The sequence below is a fragment of the Dactylosporangium sp. NPDC049140 genome, assembly GCF_040648435.1.
This window is the reverse complement of record NZ_JBEZDS010000017.1, coordinates 179285-200381: the sequence shown is the minus strand read 5'-3', so window position 1 is coordinate 200381 and position 21097 is coordinate 179285. Positions and strand designations below refer to the sequence as shown.

Annotated in this window: 13 protein-coding genes; 6 read left to right on the top strand and 7 right to left on the bottom strand. The window is 72.2% G+C overall.

Translation table 11 applies throughout. The annotated features are described in order from the left end of the window. Window positions 1-89: 89 nt before the first annotated feature. On the bottom strand, window positions 90-1481 hold the full coding sequence (locus AB0B76_RS27095) for a hypothetical protein (RefSeq protein ID WP_360380540.1): 1392 nt from the start codon (window positions 1479-1481) through the stop codon (window positions 90-92). Window positions 1482-1677: 196 nt separating this feature from the next. Between AB0B76_RS27095 and AB0B76_RS27090 the strand changes: the two genes are divergently transcribed. Both AB0B76_RS27090 and rph read left to right on the top strand, forming a co-directional pair. Continuing rightward, window positions 1678-2673 (top strand): LacI family DNA-binding transcriptional regulator, encoded by a 996-nt coding sequence (locus AB0B76_RS27090; protein WP_360380537.1) that lies wholly within the window; start codon window positions 1678-1680, stop codon window positions 2671-2673. 150 nt (window positions 2674-2823) lie between these two features. After that, entirely contained in the window at window positions 2824-5409 is a 2586-nt protein-coding gene (gene rph, locus AB0B76_RS27085) for a rifamycin-inactivating phosphotransferase (RefSeq protein WP_360380534.1), read from the top strand. Window positions 5410-5424: 15 nt separating this feature from the next. On the opposite strand, the gene AB0B76_RS27080 is transcribed toward rph, so the two are convergent. The 3 genes from AB0B76_RS27080 to AB0B76_RS27070 all read right to left on the bottom strand — a co-directional run bounded on the left by AB0B76_RS27080 (window position 5425) and on the right by AB0B76_RS27070 (window position 8532). Beyond that, window positions 5425-6264, bottom strand: coding sequence for a hypothetical protein (locus AB0B76_RS27080; RefSeq protein WP_360380531.1), 840 nt, complete (start codon window positions 6262-6264; stop codon window positions 5425-5427). Between the two features lie 116 nt (window positions 6265-6380). After that, window positions 6381-6593, bottom strand: a complete 213-nt coding sequence (locus AB0B76_RS27075) for a hypothetical protein (protein ID WP_360380528.1) — start codon at window positions 6591-6593, stop codon at window positions 6381-6383. 94 nt (window positions 6594-6687) lie between these two features. Further along, window positions 6688-8532, bottom strand: a complete 1845-nt coding sequence (locus tag AB0B76_RS27070; RefSeq protein WP_360380525.1) for a hypothetical protein — start codon at window positions 8530-8532, stop codon at window positions 6688-6690. Window positions 8533-8824: 292 nt separating this feature from the next. Between AB0B76_RS27070 and AB0B76_RS27065 the strand changes: the two genes are divergently transcribed. Next, entirely contained in the window at window positions 8825-9154 is a 330-nt protein-coding gene (locus tag AB0B76_RS27065) for a cellulose binding domain-containing protein (RefSeq protein ID WP_360380522.1), read from the top strand. 60 nt (window positions 9155-9214) lie between these two features. On the opposite strand, the gene AB0B76_RS27060 is transcribed toward AB0B76_RS27065, so the two are convergent. Continuing rightward, entirely contained in the window at window positions 9215-9838 is a 624-nt protein-coding gene (locus AB0B76_RS27060) for a TetR/AcrR family transcriptional regulator (protein ID WP_360380520.1), read from the bottom strand. A 134-nt stretch (window positions 9839-9972) separates the two neighbouring features. Here AB0B76_RS27060 and AB0B76_RS27055 point away from each other — a divergent pair, with 134 nt between their 5' ends. Both AB0B76_RS27055 and AB0B76_RS27050 read left to right on the top strand, forming a co-directional pair. Then, complete coding sequence (locus AB0B76_RS27055) at window positions 9973-13140, top strand: glycoside hydrolase family 3 N-terminal domain-containing protein (protein WP_360380517.1); 3168 nt, start codon at window positions 9973-9975, stop codon at window positions 13138-13140. A 205-nt stretch (window positions 13141-13345) separates the two neighbouring features. After that, window positions 13346-13585, top strand: a complete 240-nt coding sequence (locus AB0B76_RS27050) for a DUF6289 family protein (RefSeq protein ID WP_360380514.1) — start codon at window positions 13346-13348, stop codon at window positions 13583-13585. Window positions 13586-13699: 114 nt separating this feature from the next. On the opposite strand, the gene AB0B76_RS27045 is transcribed toward AB0B76_RS27050, so the two are convergent. Both AB0B76_RS27045 and AB0B76_RS27040 read right to left on the bottom strand, forming a co-directional pair. Then, the gene (locus tag AB0B76_RS27045; protein ID WP_360380511.1) at window positions 13700-14203 is read right to left on the bottom strand and encodes a hypothetical protein; all 504 of its coding nucleotides are present in this window, start codon (window positions 14201-14203) and stop codon (window positions 13700-13702) included. A 70-nt stretch (window positions 14204-14273) separates the two neighbouring features. Continuing rightward, the gene (locus AB0B76_RS27040; protein WP_360380564.1) at window positions 14274-15248 is read right to left on the bottom strand and encodes a LacI family DNA-binding transcriptional regulator; all 975 of its coding nucleotides are present in this window, start codon (window positions 15246-15248) and stop codon (window positions 14274-14276) included. Window positions 15249-15536: 288 nt separating this feature from the next. On the opposite strand from AB0B76_RS27040, the gene AB0B76_RS27035 reads away from it, so the two are divergent. After that, window positions 15537-21059 carry a GH92 family glycosyl hydrolase gene (locus AB0B76_RS27035; RefSeq protein ID WP_360380509.1) on the top strand — a complete coding sequence of 1841 codons (5523 nt, stop codon included), beginning with the start codon at window positions 15537-15539 and terminating at the stop codon, window positions 21057-21059. Window positions 21060-21097 lie beyond the last annotated feature (38 nt).

The following is a 21097-nucleotide window of genomic DNA, read 5'->3' as shown; positions in this document are numbered from 1 at the left end:
AGACGAACCAGCCGCTGCATGACCCAACACAAACCACCGCGGCTCCGCCCCGGTGCTGCCGCCTGCCCCACGCACTCAAGATTTTCGAGTCAGCCGTTGCGCAGCTCCGACCACCTCTTGCCGCCCGCGCTGTCGGCGTTGAACGGGATCGGGCCCAGCTCGTCGGGCTCGTCGATCCACAGCCCGTCGCCGGGGTAGTGCAGCGCCGGGTTCAGGGCCTTGGCCCAGAAGACGCTCCACACCCAGGCCCGCGTGGCCGGGTTGCTCCAGTCGGGTACCGAACCGTTGTCCGCCACCGCGGTCAGGTCGGCCGCCTTGAAGCTGTAGCCGGGCGGCGGCCCGCCGACCCAGCCGGCCATGAGGCTGGAGTTGTTGCGGTTGTAGTCCAGGGTCATGGTCACGCCGTTGTCCGCGGCCCACGCCTGGTACCCGGCCGGGTCGGGCCACCGCACGGAGCTGAACTCGAACCACGACCCGCCCCACGCGCCGGTGCCGGCCCGCCAGCGGTTGTCGTTGACGTGGTGGTCGAAGGGGAAGCCGGCGTTGCGATGCTGGGTGATCTTCGTCCGCCACCAGTTCTGGTCGCTGACGTCGGGGAAGTTCTTGTCGGTCATGTGCAGGCCGAAGATGGCCAGCCGGGGCAGGCGCGGGCGGCCGGTCAGCTGGGTGTACCGGTCGAGGAGCTTCGCGAACTCCGGGCCGTTGATGAGGAAGTAGTCCATCTGCGGCCGGGCGCCGGCGGTGGCGTGGTCGTCCGCGGAGAACGCGTAGTCCTTGGCGGTGCCGCTGGCGAAGGAGTAGGTGACGTCGAACGTCGTGTTGAAGAAGACGCCGTAGCCCTTGGTGGACAGGTAGAGCGGCACGATCGCGGGCGCCTGGTCGCCGCGGACGGAGCCGTAGTTGTGCGCCACGACGTCGCCGGTCCGGTCGACCCGGGGCGAGCGCCCGTAGAACCCGTGCCCCGCCTTGACGAAGTGCTCGTCGGCGGGCGGCGGGACGAAGGCCTCGGTGACGACGCTGTTGTTGGTGCCGCCCCAGGTGATGCTGCGGGTCGCGTCCTCCTTCGCCAGCAGGGCCCCGGTACCGCGGTGGTAGAACTCCAGCCGCAGCGGGTTCTTCTGCAGCACGATCCGGACGCCGTCGGCCGCGCCGGTGACGATCGTCAGCGCGGTGCCGGAGTCGGTGACGCTCAGGCTGCCGCCCATGCCCGCGTGGTTGGCGGGCACCACCATCTCGTACCGCGAGTCGGCGAAGAACGTCTCCCCGCCCCGGATCGCGCGGACCCGGACGATCTGGTCGCCGTACGCGGTGATCTTCAGCCGCTGGCCGGTGGCGCTGGTGACGGTGATGCTGCGGGCGTCGGTCACGTGCGACGCGTAGTTGCCGAGCTGTTCTCCGGTGGCGGCCCCGGCCCGGCCCGGCGCGGCGACCGCGCCGATCGACAGTCCGGCGGCCAGTCCGAGCACGTTTCTTCTCTTCATCGCATCGACTCCTCGTAAGGTGCGGCGATTCGGTCTCCGGGCAGGGTTGGCGGACGCTGCGCTGCGGAAACGGTTCCCACCCTGATCCCGCCGAGTCGGCTTGTCAACACCCATATTGCATCGACACACATCGTGCTATCGTCGGCCTGCTGACAAGATCTGGAACCGTTTCCAGAGCCGGCGTCAGGAGGCGGGCATGGCCGCGACCATCAAGGACGTCGCCCGGCTGGCCGGCGTCTCGCAGTCGTCGGTTTCCCGCACGCTCGCCGCCCCGGACCAGGTGCGCCCCGAGACCCGGGAGCGGGTCGAGCGGGCCGTCGCCCGGCTCGGGTACCACCCGAACCGGATCGCCCGCGGCCTCAGCACCGGACGCGCCGGCGCCATCGGGTTCGTGGTGCCCGACATCGCCAACCCGTTCTTCCCGGGCATCGTCAAGGCCGCGCAGTGCCGGGCCCGGGACTTCGGGCTCGCGGTACTGCTGGCCGACTCCGACGAGGACCCCGCCACCGAGACGGACCTCATCCGGACGCTTACCAAACAGGTCGACGGCTTCGTGCTGTGCGCGCCCCGCGCCGGCGACGACGAACTGCGCTCCGTCTGCGGTGACGTCCCGGTCGTCCTGCTCAACCGCCGGGTCGGCCAGCTGCCGTCCATCATCTTCGACAACGCCGACGGCATCCGCCAGGCGCTGGCCCACCTCGCCGCGCTCGGCCACCGGCGCGTCGCCTACGTCGCCGGCCCCCGCGCCTCCTGGGTCAACCGGGAACGGGCCCGCGCCGTGCGGACCGTCGCGGCCGGCCTGGACCTCACGGTGGTGGAGGCGGGCCACGTGTCGCCCGACTTCGAGGGCGGCGTGGCCGTCGCCGACCTGGTCCTGGCGGGCGGCGTCACCTCGGTGATCGCCTACAACGACATGATCGGGCTGGGCCTCATGAGCCGGTTCGGCGCCCGCGGGGTCAGGGTGCCCGACGACGTGAGCATCGTCGGCTTCGACGACATCCCGGCCTCGGCCCTCGTCAGCCCGGCGCTGACGACCGTGAGCCAGCCGAAGGACCAGTGCGGCCGGGCGGGCGTCGACCTGCTCGTCGACCTGCTCAACGAGCGCCCGCGGCCGGGCGGCGCCCGCACCGCGCTGCCGACCCGGCTGATCGTGCGCGCGTCCACCGGCCCGGCACCGCAACCGCGTCGATGACCTCACCCCGGTCAATGGCAAAAAGCAAAGGCAGGGAGATCGCACTCCCTGCCACTTCTAACGTATAACGCACCGGGGGGCTTGCGGCAAGGCCCGGGTCGGGCCGCAGAATCGACGGCCGGACCGAAACGGACTGGTCGGAGGTAGTGCGTGAGCGAGCGGTACGCGGTGGAGCTGCACGAGATCGACGAGGCGCGGGTCGCGCTCGCCGGGGGCAAGGGCGCGCACCTGGGCGGGTTGACACGGATCGAGGGCATCCGCGTGCCGGCCGGCTTCTGCGTGACGACGGACGCCTTCCGGCGGGTCATGGCGCAGGCGCCGTCGATCGACGAGGGGCTCGACCGGCTGTCGCGGCTCGGCCCGGACGACCGCGAGGCGACCCGCGCGATCAGCGCGCAGCTCCGCCGGACCATCGAGGAGACCGCCGTCCCGGGCGAGATCGCGGCGGCGATCATCGGCGCCGTGGGGCGGCTCGGCGAGCGGGTCGCCTGCGCGGTCCGGTCCAGTGCGACGGCGGAGGACCTGCCGAGCGCCTCCTTCGCCGGCCAGCAGGACACGTACCTGAACGTCGCTGGCCCGGAGGCGATCCTCCGGCACGTCAGCCGGTGCTGGGCCTCGCTGTTCACCGAGCGCGCGGTGACGTACCGCCGGCGCAACGGCATCGACCACCGCACGGTCCACATGGCCGTGGTCGTGCAGCGGATGGTCTTCCCGGAGGCGGCCGGCATCCTGTTCACGGCCGACCCGGTCACCGGCAACCGCCGGGTCACCACCGTGGAGGCCGGCTTCGGCCTCGGCGAGGCCCTGGTCTCCGGCCTGGTGAACCCGGACGTCTACCAGGTGCGCGACGGCGAGGTCGTGGCCCGGGCGGTCGGCACCAAGCGGCTGGCCATCCACGCCGACCCGGCGGGCGGGACGCGCGAGGAGGCGATCGGCCCGGAGCGGCAGGACCGGCCGGCGCTGACGGACGCCCAGGTCCTGCGGCTGGTGCACCTCGGCCGCCGGATCGAGGCGCACTTCGGCCGCCCCCAGGACATCGAGTGGTGCCTGGCCGGCGACGACTTCCAGATCGTGCAGAGCCGGCCGATCACCACGCTGTTCCCCGTCCCCGAGTCCGGCGACGGCGAGAACCACGTGTACCTCTCCGTCGGCCACCAGCAGATGATGACCGACGCCATGAAGCCCCTCGGGCTCTCCTTCTGGCAGATGACGACCCCCGCGCCCATGGCCGAGGCCGGCGGCCGCCTGTTCGTCGACGTCACCCAGCGGCTGGCCGCGCCGGCCACCCGCGAGGCCCTCCTGGAGCTCATGGAGAGGGCCGACCCGCTGACCACGGACGCGGTGCGCGGCATCCTCGAGCGCGACGGCTACATCCGGCCCCTCCCGGACGCGGCGCCCCCCGCGCCGCTGCCGCGCGCCGCCCCGGACCCGATCGAGACCGACCCGGCCGTCGTCACCGAGCTGATCCGGCTCGGCGAGGAGTCCGTCGCCGCCGCGGAGCGCGACATCCGCACGAAGTCCGGGCCGGCGCTGCTCGACTTCATCGAGGCGGACCTGCAGGAGCTGCGACGGGTCCTGTTCGACCGGCGGAGCCATCAGGTGTTCATGTCGGCCATGGAGGCCGCGTGGTGGCTCAACGACAAGCTGCTGGAGTGGCTGGGCGAAAAGAACGTGGCGGACACGCTCACGCAGTCGGTTCCCAACAACGTCACGTCGGAGATGGGGCTGGCCTTGCTGGACGTCGCGGACGCGATCCGCCCCCACCCGGACGTGGTGGCGTTCCTGCGCGACGTCGCGGACGAGGACTTCCTGGACGAGTTGCGGAAGCTCCCGGGCGGCCCGGAGGCGCGGGACGCCATCGAGGCGTGGCTGGAGCGGTACGGCATGCGCTGCGTCGGCGAGATCGACATCACCCGGCCGCGCTGGAGGGAGCGCCCGTCCACGCTCGTGCCCGTGATCCTCGGCAACATCCGCAACTTCGAGCCGGGCGCCGGCGTGCGGCGCTTCGAGCAGGGGCGGCTGGAGGCGGAGGCGAAGGAGCGCGACGTGCTGGAGCGCCTGCGCGCGTTGCCGGACGGGGAGGGCCGGGCCGAGGAGACCAAGCGCATGATCGACCTGGTGCGGACCTTCATCGGCTACCGGGAGTACCCGAAGTACGGCATGATCAGCCGCTACTTCGTGTACAAGCGGGCCCTGCTCGAAGAGGCCGGGCGCCTCGCGCTGCGCGAGAAGGAGGACATCTTCTACCTCACGTTCCCGGAGCTGCGCGAGGTTGTGCGCACGAACCGGGTGGACGACGCGCTCATCGCCCGGCGCAGGGAGGCGTTCCGGTCGTACCAGGCGCTCATCCCGCCCCGGGTGCTCACCTCGGACGGCGAGGCCCTCACGGGGGAGTACCGGCGCGACGACGTGCCGGCGGGGGCCCTGGCCGGCCTGCCGGTCTCGGCCGGGTCCGTCGAGGGGCGGGCCCGCGTCGTGCTGGACCTGGCGCAGGCCGCCCTCGAACCGGGCGACATCCTGGTCACGGCCTACACGGACCCCAGCTGGACGCCGCTGTTCGTGGCGATCGCGGGCCTGGTCACGGAGGTGGGGGGCCTGATGACGCACGGCGCGGTGATCGCCCGGGAGTACGGCCTGCCGGCCGTCGTCGGCGTGGTCGGCGCCACCCGGCTGATCGCCGACGGGCAGCGGATCAGGGTGCACGGAACCGACGGGTACGTCGAGATCCTGCCCTGATCCGCCGCCTCACGGTCAGGCCAGGGTGCACGCGGCGAGGGACTCGGCGAGGCCCTCCGGGCGGGCTGCGTTGCGCCCGATGGCGGTGGCGATGCGGTTGATTGTCGCGACCCGCTTGTCCTTGAGCGGCCCCAGGATCGCGTTGTTGACGAAGTTCGGGCCGCCCTGGCCCCGGCTGGTGGCGAGCCGCTGGTTGGCCTCGGCGATCTGGGTGTCCAGGAGGGCCAGGTTGCGGTCGACCTCGGCCTGCGCCTGGGCCGGGATCGCGGGCAGCTTGTCGGCCACCGACGGGCAGACGATGGCGGAGCCGTTGCCGGTGTTCACCGGCGCGGCCGTGGTCTTCGCCGGGGCGGCGGTGGTCCGCGCCGGCGCCGGGGCCGCGGTCGTCCGCGTCGCTCCGGCGGCCGGCACGACGGCGGTCGCGGGCGGCTGGCCCTGCACCACCCGGCAGGCCGCCAGCGCGTCCAGCCCGGTCGGGCGCGCCGCGTGGCGCCCGATCGCGATGGCGATGCGGTCGATGGTCGAGGCCCGTTTGTCCTTGAGCGGGCCCAGGATCGCGTTGCTGACGAAGTTCGGGCCGCCCTGGCCCCGGCTGGTGGCGAGCCGCTGGTTGGCCTCGGCGATCTGGGTGTTCAGCAGGGCCAGGTTGCGGTCGACCTCGGCCTGGGCCTCCGCCGGTACCGCCGGCAGCTTGTCGGCCACCGACGGGCAGACGATGTTGCCCGGCGCGCCGCTGTCGTTAGTCTGCGCCGCGGCGACGCCGAGCCCGAGCCCGACGCTGAGCAGCGCGAGCACTCCGGTGCCGAGCAACAGCCATTTCCGCCGGGCTCTGGGATGAATGTCTACAGTGGACATGCGACGGCCGACCCTTCGACGGTGGACGGAACTCGTCGCGTGGTACGGCGACCCCCTACCGAGGGTTCAACCGATTCTGCGGGGTCCGGGTGCCCGTGCGGATCGGCCTGAAAATTTCAGGCGGTGCGCCGCAGGTGGACGATCGTCGTCGTGAGGGGCGCCGGGGGCGGGACCGGCCGGCCGATGCCGGCCAGGGCCGCGCCGCTCAGCGGGCCCGGCGGCGGCTCGTAGGCCGGGCGCGGGCCCGGGTCGAGGCGGGCGACCGTGTAGCGGCCTGCGGGCGTCAGGCCCGGAATCCGGAAGGCCGGCGGGGGGCCCAGAACTGCCACCTGGGGATCGCCACCGCCCCGGTGACGTTCACCGACTGGGCCCGCGGCGCGGCGGTGGTCGGCATCCAGAACGTCCTCGGCGCGATCTGAGGCCCTACCAGGGGCTGGTCTCCGTGATGGGGGGCGGGGCCTCGGGGAAGTACCGGCCGCGGTTGCGGCGGGCGGCGCGCACGAACCCGGCGATGCAGGCGATGGCGCCGCCGACCAGCAGGATCACGCCGACCGCGGTGCTCGCGATGGAGGTGCCGGTCAGGGCCGCCTTGGTGTCGGGGGCCTTCAGCCGCATCGCGTCGACGGCCGGGCCCGGCGGGTTGGCGTTGTCGGCCGGCGGGGCTTCGCTCGCCGGCGGGTCGGACGTCGTCGCGGTGTCGGCCGGCTGGGTCGTCGTCCCGGTGTCGGCCGGCTTTGTCGTCCCGGTGTCGGCCGGCGCGGCGGCCTGGCCGGTCTGCGCCGGGTGGGTCGGCTGGGGCGGCCGGGTGGTCTGGACCACGGTCTGCGGTGGCCGGGTCGTCTGCACCACGGTCTGCGGTGGCCGGGTCGTCTCGACGACCGTCTGCGGGGGCTGCGAGGTCGTCGTGTGCGTCGGCTGTGTGCTGTGCTCCGGCGGCCGGGTGGCCTGCGTCGTCGCCGGGGTGGACGGCCGGGGCGGAAGGGCGAAGCGGGCGCTGACGACCACGCCCTTCTTGTCGGTGGTCACCGTGACCGGGTTCTTCGTGCGCAGCAGCCGCGGGCAGCCGAGCTCGTCGTAGGCGCCGCTGAAGCGCTGGGCCAGGAACGTGAACAGGCTGTTCGCCGCCTCCGGGTCCGGCGAGGCGGCGCGGACGGTCAGGCTGCGGTCGAGCTCGATGCGGTCGGCGCCGACCTGGAGCAGGCCGGTGCAGTAGGCCTTGGGCGTCTCGGCCGCGGCGTCGATGGCGGGCTGGCCGACGCCGGCGCGGTACAGGTCGGTCTTCGCGACGCTGGTCTTGTCGCCCAGCTTCGTCATCGGGTCCGAGGTCGGCACCAGCGCCACCGGGGCGGCCTGGTGCGCGGCGGCCTGCAGCTCGTTGAGGGCGAGCGACGTGGCCGGGACGCCGCCGTCGGCGAGGTCCGGCGCGTGGAACGGCGTGCAACCCAGCGCCGGGAAGACGTGCGCGTCGAGCAGGGCGTTGTCGCTGCCGTTGACCGCGACGCGGGCGCCGCGCCGGCCGAGCGTGGTGCGGTTCGCCTTCGTGTTCTGGGCGGTGGTGCCGTCGGCGAGCACCAGGTAGGTGGTGGTGACGTTGTCGCTCTGGTCCATGTCGACCAGACCGAAGTCGCGCGTCGTCGGGCACGGGCGGCCGTCGGCGGCGGTGCCGAGGCCCGGCACGGTGAGCTTGCCGGCCGCGATCGCGGTGTTGGCCGCGCTGAACAGGGCGGGGGCGTTGCAGTACGCGAACTGGCCGAAGATCGACTTGTCCAGTCCGTTGACGCATTTGCCGGCCGCGAGGCTGCCGTGGTCGCCGGCGAGGCGCAGGTTGTCGCCGTTGAAGCCGAACCACAGCCCCACGACCGCGCCGGCGGGCAGCTTCGGCGGGGCGGGCGGCGCGGCCGGGCGCATGCCGGCGTCGACGACCAGCGGGTTGTACACCGACACGGCGCCGGTCGCCGGGTCCACGATCGTGGCCTGCACGAAGGCGGCCGAGCCGGCGTCGGCCTCGTGGCAGGGCGCCTCGAGGCGGTACGCCGTGGCCAGGCCCTTCGCGCTCAGCGGGTCGGCGGGCACGGTGAGCGTGCACGTGACCTCGGGCGCGTCCTGGCCGGCGAGGGCGACCTGCGACGTGAGTACGATGCCGCCGAGCGCCGCGACAAGCACGGGCACGCCCAGCGTCAACAACGGTCGGCCCAGCCCCCGGCGACCGGTGGACCCGGGCTCCGAGCTGCGATGACCCGGCTTCCACGCCGGGCGTTTGTCGAACACGCCGTGCTCCTTGCAATGGCGGCACACGGGCTCCCGGCGTGGCCGGGAGCCCGTGCGGCAACCTGAAGGCTACGGCCCGACCGTACTGCCGCGGAAAAGGCCGGGAGGGGCGGCGAAGGAAGGCATAACGCTAATTTGAACCGGACCACAAGTAGCGGCGCGTGCCCATGACGTCACGGCGGCACCAGCCCCGGTTGTCGAACAACGCCCCGGTCGCCGCGGGCAGGGGCTGAAAGTTTCCCGCCGGTCCTGGGCGGCCGGACGCCGATCGGCGAAAGACGTAATGCGGTCCGTGGGCTGGCATCTGTACGGGTGGCGACCCCCCACCCGGCAGAGAGGCCACCATGTCAACGCCACGAACACGAACCGCCCTCGCTCTGGCCGCCGCCGCGGCGCGACGGCCGGCGGCAAGGCCATCACCGGCGGGACGGCGAGGTGGACCCTCGCCGGCGGCCAGTCCATCAGCCAGGTCTGGAACGGTCTGCTCAGCACCAGCGGGTCGACCGCGACCGTGGCCAACGAGTCGTACAACGGCGCGCTGGCCGCCGGGGCGTCGACGACCTTCGGTTTCCTGGCGACCGGCACGGCGACCACCCCGGCGGTGAGCTGCTCCGGCACGTGACGCCGGGCCCGGCCGCCCCGTCCCGGCCGGGTGCGGCGGCCGGGCCGCTCCCGCCGGCCGTCAGGACGCCGGCCGCTGGTCGCCCAGGTACTGCCGCAGGATCTCGACGAAGCGCCGGAAGCTGCCGGCCATGTCCAGCTGCCGGTCCAGCAGCCACTGGACCTGCAGCCCGTCCATCATCGCGATCACCATTGCCGCGATCGTCTCGGCGTCCGCGTCGGACCGGAAGGCGCCGGTCTCCTGGCCGTGGCGCACCGCGTGCGCGATGCGGTGGCGGATGTGCTCGTAGCGCTCGACGAAGAACCCGTGGGCCGGGTGCTCGGCGGCGACCGCCTCGCCGACCAGCACGGTGAACAGCTGGACGAGCTCCGGCGTGTCGGCGTTGTGCTCGACCAGCTCCTCCAGGGCGTGCAGGGCGGCGACTCCGCCTTCCCGCAGGGCCTCGCGCATGGCCTCCCGCGACTCGCGGTCGCGCTCCTCCAGCACCGCCATCAGGAGATGCTCCTTCGACGGGAAGTGGTGCAGCACCCCGGGCTGGGTCATCTGGGCGGCGTCGGCGACGGCGGCCAGCGGCGCGCCCCGGTAGCCGTTCTGGACGAACAGCGGCACCGCGGCGCGCAGGATCTCGGCGCGGGTGCGCGCACCCCTCTGGGTGCTGGACGCCCGAGGGACTCGTGTCGGCATCCCGTGAGTGTAGTCACGACCTGCATGTTTCCCGGCCGTTACCAATTTGTTACTACCGAGTGGTCGGTAGGTCTTCCCCGGGTATTGGCCGCCCAATATGTTGTGGGCGACACCAAACACCCGGGAGGAACCTAATGAAGCGCCTCCGAAAACGAACTTCAGCGGCGGCGGCCGGCCTGGCGCTCGCGCTCATCACCCCCTCGGCCGGCCCCGCTCAGGCCGCCACCACCGACCCCAACCCCAGCCAGCTCGAGCTGGCCAACGCCGCGCTGTCCAGGAAGGCCGCCACCGAGGGCATGGTGCTGCTGGACAACCGGGGTGGGGCCCTGCCCATGGCCCGCTCCGGCAACGTCGCGCTCTTCGGCGTCGGCGCGTACAAGACGGTGAAGGGCGGCACCGGCTCGGGTGACGTCAACAACCGCTACACCGTCAACGCCCGGCAGGGCCTGGAGAACGCCGGCTACCACGTGACGACCGGTGACGCGTACTGGTCGGCGATGACGAGCGCGTACGACACGAAGTACCCGCCGCCCGCGCCCGGCACCATCTTCGGCCCGGCGGTCGACTACGCCTCGGTCGAGCAGGTGCTCACCGCCGCGAGCGTCCAGCCCAAGGCGCCGACGGACACGGCGCTGTTCGTCGTCGCGCGCAACTCCGGCGAGGGCAGCGACCGCTCCTCCGGCCCCGGCGACTACCAGCTCACCGACACCGAGAAGGCCGACCTGGCCCTGATCGGGCAGACGTACACCCACGTCACGGTGGTGCTCAACGTCGGCGGCGTGGTGGACACGTCCTTCTACCCGGCCGTCAACGCCGCCGCGAAGGACCCGCACGGCGGCTCCGCCCTCGACGCGCTGCTGCTCATGAGCCAGGCCGGCCAGGAGTCCGGCAACGCGCTCGTCGACGTGCTCAACGGCACCGTCGACCCGTCCGGCCGGCTCACCGACACCTGGGCCTCGAAGTACTCCTACTACCCGGCGTCGGCGACCTTCGCGAACAACGACGGCGACGCCACGAGCGAGCAGTACAGCGAGGGCATCTACGTCGGGTACCGGTACTTCGACTCGTTCTTCAAGTCGCTGAACCCCGCCGACCCGGCGAGCGTGGTCAACTACCCGTTCGGCTTCGGCCTGTCCTACACGAACTTCCGGATCGAGCCGCGGAAGGTCGAGGCGGACGCCGGGACCACCAAGGTCAAGGTGACGGTCACCAACACCGGCAACCGCAGCGGCCGGCAGGTCGTGCAGGTGTACTTCTCCGCGCCGCAGACCGGCCTCGACAAGCCGTACCAGGAGCTCGCCGGCTACGCCAAGACCGACGAGCTGCCGCCCGGCGCGTCGCAGGACCTGACCATCGCCTACGACACCACGCAGATGTCCTCCTACGACGAGGCCCGCGCGGCGTACGTCATGGACGCCGGCGACTACGTCGTGCGCGTCGGCTCGTCCTCCCGCGACACGCACGTCGCGGCGAAGCTCAGCCTGTCCGCGACAGTGGTGACCGAGCGGGTCGCGAACGAGGCCGCCGACCAGAAGCCGGCGACCGAGCTCACCAGCTCGCCGGCGAACTTCTTCGGGTACGCGGGCGAGCCGGCCGAGCTGGCCCGGGCGCCCCGGATCGAGCTCAAGGCGAGCTCGTTCCGCCCGAGCGACAGCCGCTCGCCGTACGAGCAGTCGGTGCCCGTCCCGACCGACTCGCCGTACTACGCCGTCGACGGCAGCCCCATCGGCGCCACCACCGCCTACGTCGACCCGCGGCAGAGCAACTGGGAGGGTACCGGCGCGCCCTACTCGCCGAAGACCGGCGAGCGGGTCCGGGCCGTGCGCCCGGTGACGAACGCGACGCTGTACCACGTCGCCAAGGGCCGCGTCAGCATGGAGCAGTTCGTCGCCGGCCTCGACGTCACGCAGCTGGCGAACATCGTGGAGGGTGCGAGCGCGGCCGGCACCACGCCGACGGCGGTCGGCGCGGCCGGGTACACCACGGCCAAGTACGAGAACCTCGGCATCCCGGGGATGACGGCCTCCGACGGGCCGGCCGGGCTGCGCATCACCCAGCAGATCCCGACCACGCCGACGACGTACCAGTGGGCCACCGCGTGGCCGATCGGCACCATGCTCGCCCAGACCTGGGACCGGGACCTGGTGCAGCGGGTCGCCACGGCCGTGGGCCAGGAGATGGTGACCTACGGCGCCACGCTGTGGCTCGCGCCGGGCATGAACATCCACCGCGACCCGCTCAACGGCCGCAACTTCGAGTACTACTCCGAGGACCCGCTCATCGCCGGGCTCACCGCGGCCGCAACGACGAAGGGCGTGCAGAGCCACCCGGGCGTCGGGGTGACGCTGAAGCACTACGCCGAGAACAGCCAGGAGACCCTGCGCAACTCCTCCAACGCCGTCGTCGGTGAACGCGCGCTGCGCGAGATCGAGCTCAAGGGCTTCGAGTACGCCGTCCGGTCGGCGCAGCCGATGGCCATCATGACGTCCTACAACAAGATCAACGGCACCTGGGCGTCGCGCAACTACGACCTGGTCACCGACATCCTGCACGGGGAGTGGAACTTCAAGGGCCTCGTCATGACCGACTGGGGCGGCAACCACGGCGCCACCGGCACGATGTACGCCGGCAACGACCTCATCATGCCCGGGAACAACCCGAACGAGGTCATCAACGCCAGCCGCAAGGTCACCCCGACCATCGACGTCGGCGGCCTGCCCGTCTACAACAAGACCATCCGGGTGCGCAACGGCACGACCACCACCACGTACTCGTGGTCGCTCGGCAACCTGTCCCTCACCGCCACCGGCGGCCAGAGCGTCAGCACCACTGTCGACGAGCACACCGACCTGACCCGGGTGCCGCTGTCCGGCACCACCGCCCCGAACGCGGCCGGGCAGACGGTGTTCACGCCGAACGCGCCCTTCGCCTCGGTCCAGGACGCGTACGCGGCGGTGCAGGCGCTGCTCGACCCGGCGAGCACCGCGCTCACCGCCGACCAGAAGGCCGCCATCACGGTGACCGGCGTCGTGCACCAGAACCCGGCCGACGCCACCAGCCCGGTGACGGCCTACACCCTGGTGCTCAAGGGCAACTACCCGGCGAGCTACGACATGCGCCTGGGTGACCTGCAACGCAGCGCGATGCGCATCCTGAACGTCGCGATGCAGAGCCTGCCCTTCCAGCAGCTGGCCAGCCTGCAGCACGTCCGCGGCATCGCCGTCGGGCCGTACACCAGCCAGTTCCGCCACCTGCCGGCCTACGTCACGGTCGACAAGGACCGCGTGCAGCGGCACGGCTGACGAACGCCGGGCCCCGTACGGGTGAACGGCCCATCACCAGGCCCGGCCGACGCGCACCGTGTGCGCCGGCCGGGCCGCCGGTGGTCACCAGATGGCGCGTGTGACCACAGTGGACATGTTCCCGCACGGTGACGACGCCGATTGTCTCTGCGGCCGGGAGCGGCAACAATGGCCAATACATCGGCCGTTGTCGAAGGGATGCCCCATGATTCGCCGTACCCTGCTCGCTGTGCTGGTCGCCGGCGCCGTCATCGCCGGCGCCGTGACCCCGGCGGGCGCGATCCCGCCACCGCCGCCCGGCGGAGACCTGCTCATCGTCTTCGCCTACTACGCCGACTCGGCCAAGACCCAGGTCATCGGGCAGTCGTGGACCGGCTGCGGTCAACCCGCCGGCAGCTGGGGCGTGACGTCGGGCATCCGGCAGGTGTTCTTCACGCCCTGCTGAGGCGATTCCGCCTCATGACGTCCCGGCGGGGGCCGGCATCTCGAGCGGGATGCGGGTCTGATCAATGGCGTCCGGCCGCGGCGATCCGGCTCGAGCTGGATCGCCGCGGGCCGGTCAGCCGTTCGACGTCAGAGCCAGCACGAAGATCAGGACGATCAGGACCAGCGGGATGGCCAGGCCGATGATCGCCATCGGGCGGGCCAGCAATGGCGGGCCCGGGTCCATCGGCGGGCGGCTGCCGCCGGTGGGGGACGGCTGCGGCGCGGGCAGGCTCGCCACCTTGTCGCGCTTGACGAGGTTGATGAGGACCGTGATCGGCGTGATCACGAACGACGCGTAACCCCACCAGCCCTGCACGAGCGTCCGTGCCGTCATCTTGCGGAAGGTGGCCAGGCCGCAGTCGCGGCAGAACGGGCCGTCGAGGGACAGGAACCGCATGAGCAGGATCATGCCCTGGTGCCCGCGGAACTTGACGTGGGCGGCCGGGACGCTGCCGCAGAAGCGGCACTGCACCAGCGGCAGTCCCTGCGGCTGCGGCGCCGCAAAGGGCTGCTGGGGGTACTGCGGGGGCGGGGCGTACTGCGGCTGCGAGGGGTACTGCTGCTGCGTCATCTTCACCTCATGGAGCTCCAGGGACGCGTCATCGTACTGCCGCCCGCCGATCCGCGTTGTCCCCTGACGAGTCCGTTCAGATGCGCAGTCCCCGCTCGACCAGCTCGGTCGGCAGCACCACCGTGCGCGGCCAGGACCGGTCCCCGTCGATGCGCCGGAAGAGCAGCTCGGTGGCGGTGCGGGCCAGCGCGCGGGTGTCGTAGGCGATCACCGTCAGCGGGTACGGCACCAGCCGCGCCAGCTCGAAGTCGTCGAAGGCGAGCAGGGCGGCGTCGCTGCCCCGCCGGTGGAGCTCCTCGATCACGCCCAGGGTGATCCGGTTGTTGAGGCTGAAGAAGGCCGTCGGCGGGTCCGGCCGATCGAGCAGGTCCGCGACGACCCGCCCGGCCGCCGCCGGGTCGCGGACGCCGTCGCGCACGAGCCGGTCGTCGTACGGGGCGCCGGCCTCCACCAGTGCGTCCTGCGCGCCGTCGAGGCGCTCGCGCATCGTGTAGACGCCGATCGAGTCGAGCAGGACCGCGATGCGGCGGTGGCCGGCCTCGATCAGGCGGCGTACCCCTCCGCGGGCGCCCCCGCGGTTGTCCAGCAGCACCGTGTCGGCGCGCAGGTTGCCGGCCGGCCGGTCCAGGAAGACCACCGGCGTGCCCAGCTCGACCTCGGCCCGCAGGAACGAGTGGTCGTGCCCGGCCGGCACGACCAGCAGCCCGTCGACCCGCCGGGCGCACAGGTCCCGCAGCAGCTGCTGCTCGCGGGCCGGGTCCTCCTCGGAGCTGGCGATGATGAGCATGGTGTCGCGGTGCCGGGCGATCTCGGCGGCCGCGCCCGCGATCGTCGCGTAGAACGGGTTGGCGATCTCCTCGATGAGCAGCCCGATGGTGGCCGTCGCCTGCCCGGAGCGCAGCGAGCTGGCCAGGTGGTTGCGCCGGAAGCCGAGCTCGGCCACGGCGGCGAGCACCCGCTCGGCGAGCTCGGGCTGGACGTAGGGCGCGTCGTTCACGACCCGCGACACGGTCTTCAGGCTCACCCCGGCCCGGGCGGCCACGTCCGCCATGGTGGGCCGCCTGCTGCGGCCCAGCTCACCTGTCACGCGACAGACGATAGCCGCCGCCGGCCGACTGCGTCTCCGCCGACGAGGCCTGTGTCGCCTGAACAGCGGCAGATCGGCCGTCATTGACAACGTTGCCAGAAGATCCGCGATTACACACATGGATCTTGACAACGTTGTCAGGCCAAGCCAGGCTGACGCTCGCCACCGGGCGTGCCCCTGCGCCCGTGATCACCCCTGGAGTTCTGCATGAAAGTGCCCAGGACCAGCCGGCGGACAGCCGGGGCAGTTGCGTTGCTGCTGCCCCTCGGGCTGCTCGTCGCCGCCACCACCGCGAGCGCGGCCGCGCCCCCCGGCGATTTCGGCTCCTCCTTCGAGTCCACCGACCCCCAGCCGGCCGCCACCACCGTCGAGCTCGACCAGAGCGGCCGGCCGATCCAGGGCAACCTCTCCGGATCGAGCCCCAGCGGGCTGCCCGGCAGCCTGCTCGCCCAGGTCGCCGCGGTGACGGCCAGCGCCGAGAACCCGCCGAACGAGATCGCGGCCCGGCTCGCCGACGGCAACCCGTCGACGAAGTGGCTGGCCTTCAACCCGACCGGCTGGGCCGTGTACCAGCTCAAGGCCCCCGCCGCGGTCGTGCAGTACTCGCTGACGTCCGCCAACGACGCGCCGAGCCGCGACCCCCGGGACTTCACGGTGCAGGGGTCCACCGACGGCAGCCAGTGGGTCGACCTGGACCGGCGCACGGGCCAGACCTTCAGCGGCCGGTTCGCCACCAACACCTACAGCTTCACGAACACGACCGCCTACGGCTTCTACCGGCTGAACGTCACCGCCAACTCGGGTGACTCGCTGATCCAGCTGGCCGACTGGGACGTCAGCGACGGCACGAACACCCGCCCGCCGGCCACCCCGATGGTCAGCGTCGCCGGGGCCGGGCCCGTCAGCGGGTACAACATGAAGCCCAACGCCGGGTTCACCGGCCTGGCGTCGCTGCGGTACTCCGGCGGCGCCGAGGCCGACGGCCGCTCGTACGCGACGAACAAGCTGTTCGACGTGAACATCCCGGTCGGGCCGAAGACCCGGCTGGCCTACAAGATCTTCCCGGAGTACACCGGGCAGGACGCGCAGTACCCGTCCACCTACGCCGCCGTCGACCTGCACTTCACCGACGGCACGTACCTCAGCGCCCGCTCGCCCGTCGACCAGCACGGGTACGCGCTGACCGGGGCCGGCCAGGGCGCCTCCAAGGTGCTCTACGCCGACCAGTGGAACGCGGTGCAGTCCGACGTCGGCACCGTCGCGGCCGGCAAGACCATCGACCGGATCCTGCTGGCCTACGACGACCCGCAGGCCACCGCGGCGACCCGGTTCCAGGGCTGGATCGACGACGTCACCGTGACCGGCACGCCGGCGGCGATCGACGGCGCCAGCCTCACCAACTACGTCGACACCCGGCGGGGCACCAACGCCTCGGGCTCGTTCTCGCGCGGCAACAACCTGCCGATCTCCGCGGTACCGAACGGCTTCAACTTCTTCACGCCGGTCACGAACGCCACCTCGGACTCGTGGGAGTACGAGTACCAGCGGGCCAACAACGGCGCCAACCTGCCCACGCTGCAGGGCCTCGCGATCTCGCACGAGCCCAGCCCGTGGATGGGCGACCGCAACCAGATGTCGGTCATGCCGGTGGCGGCCGGCGGCAACCTCACCGGGGCGCCGAGCAGCCGGGCCCTGTCGTTCAGCCACGCCGACGAGATCGCGCGGCCGGACTTCTACCAGGTCAAGACCGGCAACGGCCTGACCGCGCAGCTGTCGCCGACCGACCACGGCGGCATCATGCAGTTCACCTTCCCCGCGGGGCAGGCCACCGGCAGCCTCGTGTTCTACAACGGCACGTTCACCATCGGCGCGGACGGCACCTTCACCGGCTGGGTCGACAACGGCAGCGGCCTGTCGGCCGGGCGCAGCCGGATGTTCGTGTCCGGCACCTTCGACCGGGCGCCGACCGCGACCGCGGCGGCGTCGGCCACCTTCGACACCTCGGCCAACCCGCAGGTGACGCTGCGCATCGCGACGTCGTTCATCTCGCTCGACCAGGCCGGCAGGAACCTCGGCCTCGAGGTCGCCGGGCGCAGCTTCGAGCAGGTCCACGCGGCCGCGACCGCGGCGTGGAACGACCGGCTCGGCCGGGTCGAGGTCCGCGGCGCGAGCGAGACGCAGCTGGTGACGCTGTACTCCACCCTGTACCGGCTGAACCTGTACCCGAACTCGCAGTCGGAGAACACCGGCACCGCCGCCGCGCCGCACTGGCAGTACGCCAGCCCGGTCTCGGCGCCGACCGGCTCCTCGACGCAGACCTTCACCGGCGCCAAGGTCGTCGACGGGCTGATCTACGTCAACAACGGCTTCTGGGACACCTACCGCACCGTGTGGCCCGCCTACACGCTGCTGTACCCGGACGTCGCGGCGAAGATCGCGGACGGGTTCGTCCAGCAGTACCGCGACGGCGGCTGGATCGCCCGCTGGTCCTCGCCCGGCTACGCCGACCTGATGACCGGCACGAGCGCGGACGTGGCGCTGGCCGAGGCGTACCTCAACGGGGTGGCGCTGCCCGACCCGATGAGCGCGTACAAGGCGGCGGTCCGGGACGCGACGGTCGTGTCCGCGCAGAGCGGCGTCGGCCGCAAGGGCATCGAGTCGTCGCAGTTCCTGGGCTACACGCCGACCTCCACCGGCGAGTCGGTGTCGTGGGCCCTGGAGGGCTACATCAACGACTACGGCATCGGCAACATGGCCGCCGCGCTGGCCAAGGACCCGGCCACGCCGAAGGCCGACCGGGACCGGCTGAAGGAGGAGTCGCAGTACTTCCTGCAGCGCGCCCGTAACTACGTCAACCTGTTCGACCCGAGCGGCAAGTTCTTCCAGGGCCGGGACGCGGCCGGCAACTTCCTGGGCGGCGACCCGCTGGACTGGGGCGGCGTCTACACCGAGACCGACGGCTGGAACTTCGCCTTCACCGCCCAGCAGGACGGGCAGGGACTGGCCAACTTGTACGGCGGGCAGGACGCCCTGCGCCAGAAGCTCGACGAGTTCTTCGCCACGCCCGAGAAGGCCGACCACCCGGGCGGCTACGGCGGCACGATCCACGAGATGCTCGAGGCGCGGGCGGTCCGCCTGGGCCAGCTCGGCATGAGCAACCAGCCCTCGCACCACATCCCCTACATGTACGACTACGCCGGCGCGCCGGCCAAGACCCAGGCGATCGTGCGGGAGATCCTGCAGCGGCTCTACGTGGGCAGCGAGATCGGCCAGGGCTACCTGGGCGACGAGGACAACGGCGAGCTCTCGTCATGGTACGTGCTGAGCTCGCTCGGCCTCTACCCGCTGCAGGCCGGCTCGTCCAACTGGGCGATCGGCTCGCCGCAGTTCACCAAGATGACCGTGCACCGCGAGAGCGGCGACATCGTCGTCAACGCGCCCAACAACAGCACGAAGAACGTGTACGTGCAGGGCGTCAAGGTCAACGGCAAGAAGCTCAAGGACGTCTCCATCGACTCGTCCGTCCTCGCCCGCGGCGGCACCATCGACTTCGACATGGGGTCGAAGCCGTCGTCGTGGGGCACCGGCAAGAACGACGTACCGCCGTCGCTGACCAAGGGCGACGACGTACCCCAGCCGCTGCAGGACACCACCGGCCCGGGCCTCGGCACCGCGACCGCGACCGGCGGGCAGGACGCGTCGAAGCTGTTCGACGACACCTCGGCCACGCAGATGACGTTCGCCACCGGCACGCCGCAGATCAGCTGGGCCTACCGCGGCGGCAAGCAGAAGCCGACGTACTACACCATCACCTCGGGCGCCAACCCCGGCGACCCCGCCGACTGGAAGCTGCAGGGCTCCCGGGACGGGGTCAGCTGGACCACGGTCGACTCCCGCAAGGACGAGGTGTTCACCTGGCGCAACCAGACCCGGCCGTTCCAGGTCGGCCACCCGGGGAAGTTCACCCAGTTCCGCCTGGTCGTCACGAAGACGGTCGGGGGAGCGCAGACCAACCTGGCCGAGATCGAGCTGCTGCGCGGCGGCGACGTCGAACTCGGCGGCGGCGACGTCACCGTGACCCCGGTGGGCTCCGTGCCCGCGATATCCGGGGCGGCGGTCTCGGTACCCCTGGCCACGGTCACGGGCGGCACCGCGACCGGCTACCAGGCGACCGTCGACTGGGGTGACGGCTCGCCGGTGACCACTGGCACCATCACCCTGAGCTCGCGGGCGGTGTACAACGTCGGCGGCTCGCACACGTACGCGCAGCCGGGCTACTACCAGGCCGCCGTCACGGTGACCGACGGCACCAGCCAGGACACCGCGACGGTCGGCATCGACGTGGCCTACACGCCGGCGTCGGCGCTGCCGGCCGCCTTCGACACCGTCTGCATCGGCGACGAGGGCGTCCTCGCGGCCAACTGCGACGCCAAGAACTGGGCGTACTCCCGGGCCGCGCTCGCGGCCGGCGGCGTGACCCAGGGCCAGGCGCACGACGTGCCGGGCACCGCGCTGCACTTCACGCTGCCGGCCACCCCGGCCGGTCAGCCGGACAACGCCACCGGCAACGGCCGGACGATCGCGCTCAACCTGCCCGCCGACGCCAAGACCATCTCGTTCGTCGGCGCCGGCACGCAGGGCAACCAGAGCACGACCGCCACGGCGACGTTCAGCGACGGCACCACGGCGAGCATCCCGATCCAGCTCAGCGACTGGACGCTGGGCGGCAACCCCAACGGCACGCCGTCCTACGGCAACATCGTGGTCGCCAAGACCGCATACCGGTTGCTCGGCACGAGCCGGGACGGCGCCCAGCCGTTCCTGTTCGCCACCGCGCCGTACCAGATCCCGGCGGGCAAGACGCTCGTCTCGGTGACACTGCCCACGCAGACCGGCGACCCCGGCTCCGCGGGCCGGATCCACGTGTTCGCCATCGCCGACGACGGCACCCCGCCGCCGGCGCTGGCCACCACGGCCCCGAACAGCCAGACGGCCAACGCCGGCCAGGCGTTCACCGCCGCGCTCGGCACGGTCACCGGCGGCGTCCCCGACGCCACCGGCTACCACGCCCGCGTCCAGTGGGGCGACGGCACGACCCCGCAGGACGCCACGATCGGGGCCGGTGGCGCGATCGGCGCGCAGCACACGTACGCGGGCAGCGGCACCTACACCGCCCACGTCACCGTGTGGGACAGCCGGTCCAGTGCCACGCTGACGTTCACCATGACGGTGGCGGGCGGCGGCAAGCAGCCCACGATCACCGCCGCGCGGACGTCGTCGTCGGCGGTGGCCGTCGACGGCACCGGCTTCACCGCGGGCGAACAGGTGAGCGTCAAGCTGGGCACGGACGACGTGACGGTCAAGGCCACGCCGGCCGGCACCGTGCACACCTCGCTCGCGGTACCGGAGCCGGGCTTCTACGCGGTGACCGCCGAGGGCGCGTCCTCGCAGGCCCCGGCCACGGCCACCATCGAGCTGGCTGCCCCGGCCACGGCGTCGGGGCCCCAGCCGCAGATCACCCTGTCGGCCACCGAGGGCTCGCGCGGCACGGCGCTGACCCTCGACGCGTCCGGCTTCGCGCGGAACGAAACGGTCACGATCACCTTCGGCGACGGCCTCGCCGCGCTGACCGTCCACGCGAACGCCGACGGCATCGTCTCCGCCGCGTCGTTCAGCGTGCCGGGGAACGCAGTGGTCCCGAGCGCCACCAGCATCCAGCTGGCCGGCGCCGATTCGAAGATCCGGGTCGAGGTGCCCTTCACGGTCACCTACTGATCCGATTCGCCTGAAGCCGCCGGTGGGTTCGCCCGCCG

Excerpts from the sequence above, each read along its gene's own strand:
- AB0B76_RS27095 (WP_360380540.1), bottom strand. The coding sequence starts at position 1,481 with ATGAAGAGAAGAAACGTGCTCGGACTGGCCGCCGGACTGTCGATCGGC.
- AB0B76_RS27090 (WP_360380537.1), top strand. The coding sequence starts at position 1,678 with ATGGCCGCGACCATCAAGGACGTCGCCCGGCTGGCCGGCGTCTCGCAG.
- AB0B76_RS27080 (WP_360380531.1), bottom strand. The coding sequence starts at position 6,264 with ATGTCCACTGTAGACATTCATCCCAGAGCCCGGCGGAAATGGCTGTTG.
- AB0B76_RS27060 (WP_360380520.1), bottom strand. The coding sequence starts at position 9,838 with ATGCCGACACGAGTCCCTCGGGCGTCCAGCACCCAGAGGGGTGCGCGC.
- AB0B76_RS27055 (WP_360380517.1), top strand. The coding sequence starts at position 9,973 with ATGAAGCGCCTCCGAAAACGAACTTCAGCGGCGGCGGCCGGCCTGGCG.
- AB0B76_RS27050 (WP_360380514.1), top strand. The coding sequence starts at position 13,346 with ATGATTCGCCGTACCCTGCTCGCTGTGCTGGTCGCCGGCGCCGTCATC.
- AB0B76_RS27040 (WP_360380564.1), bottom strand. The coding sequence starts at position 15,248 with ATGGCGGACGTGGCCGCCCGGGCCGGGGTGAGCCTGAAGACCGTGTCG.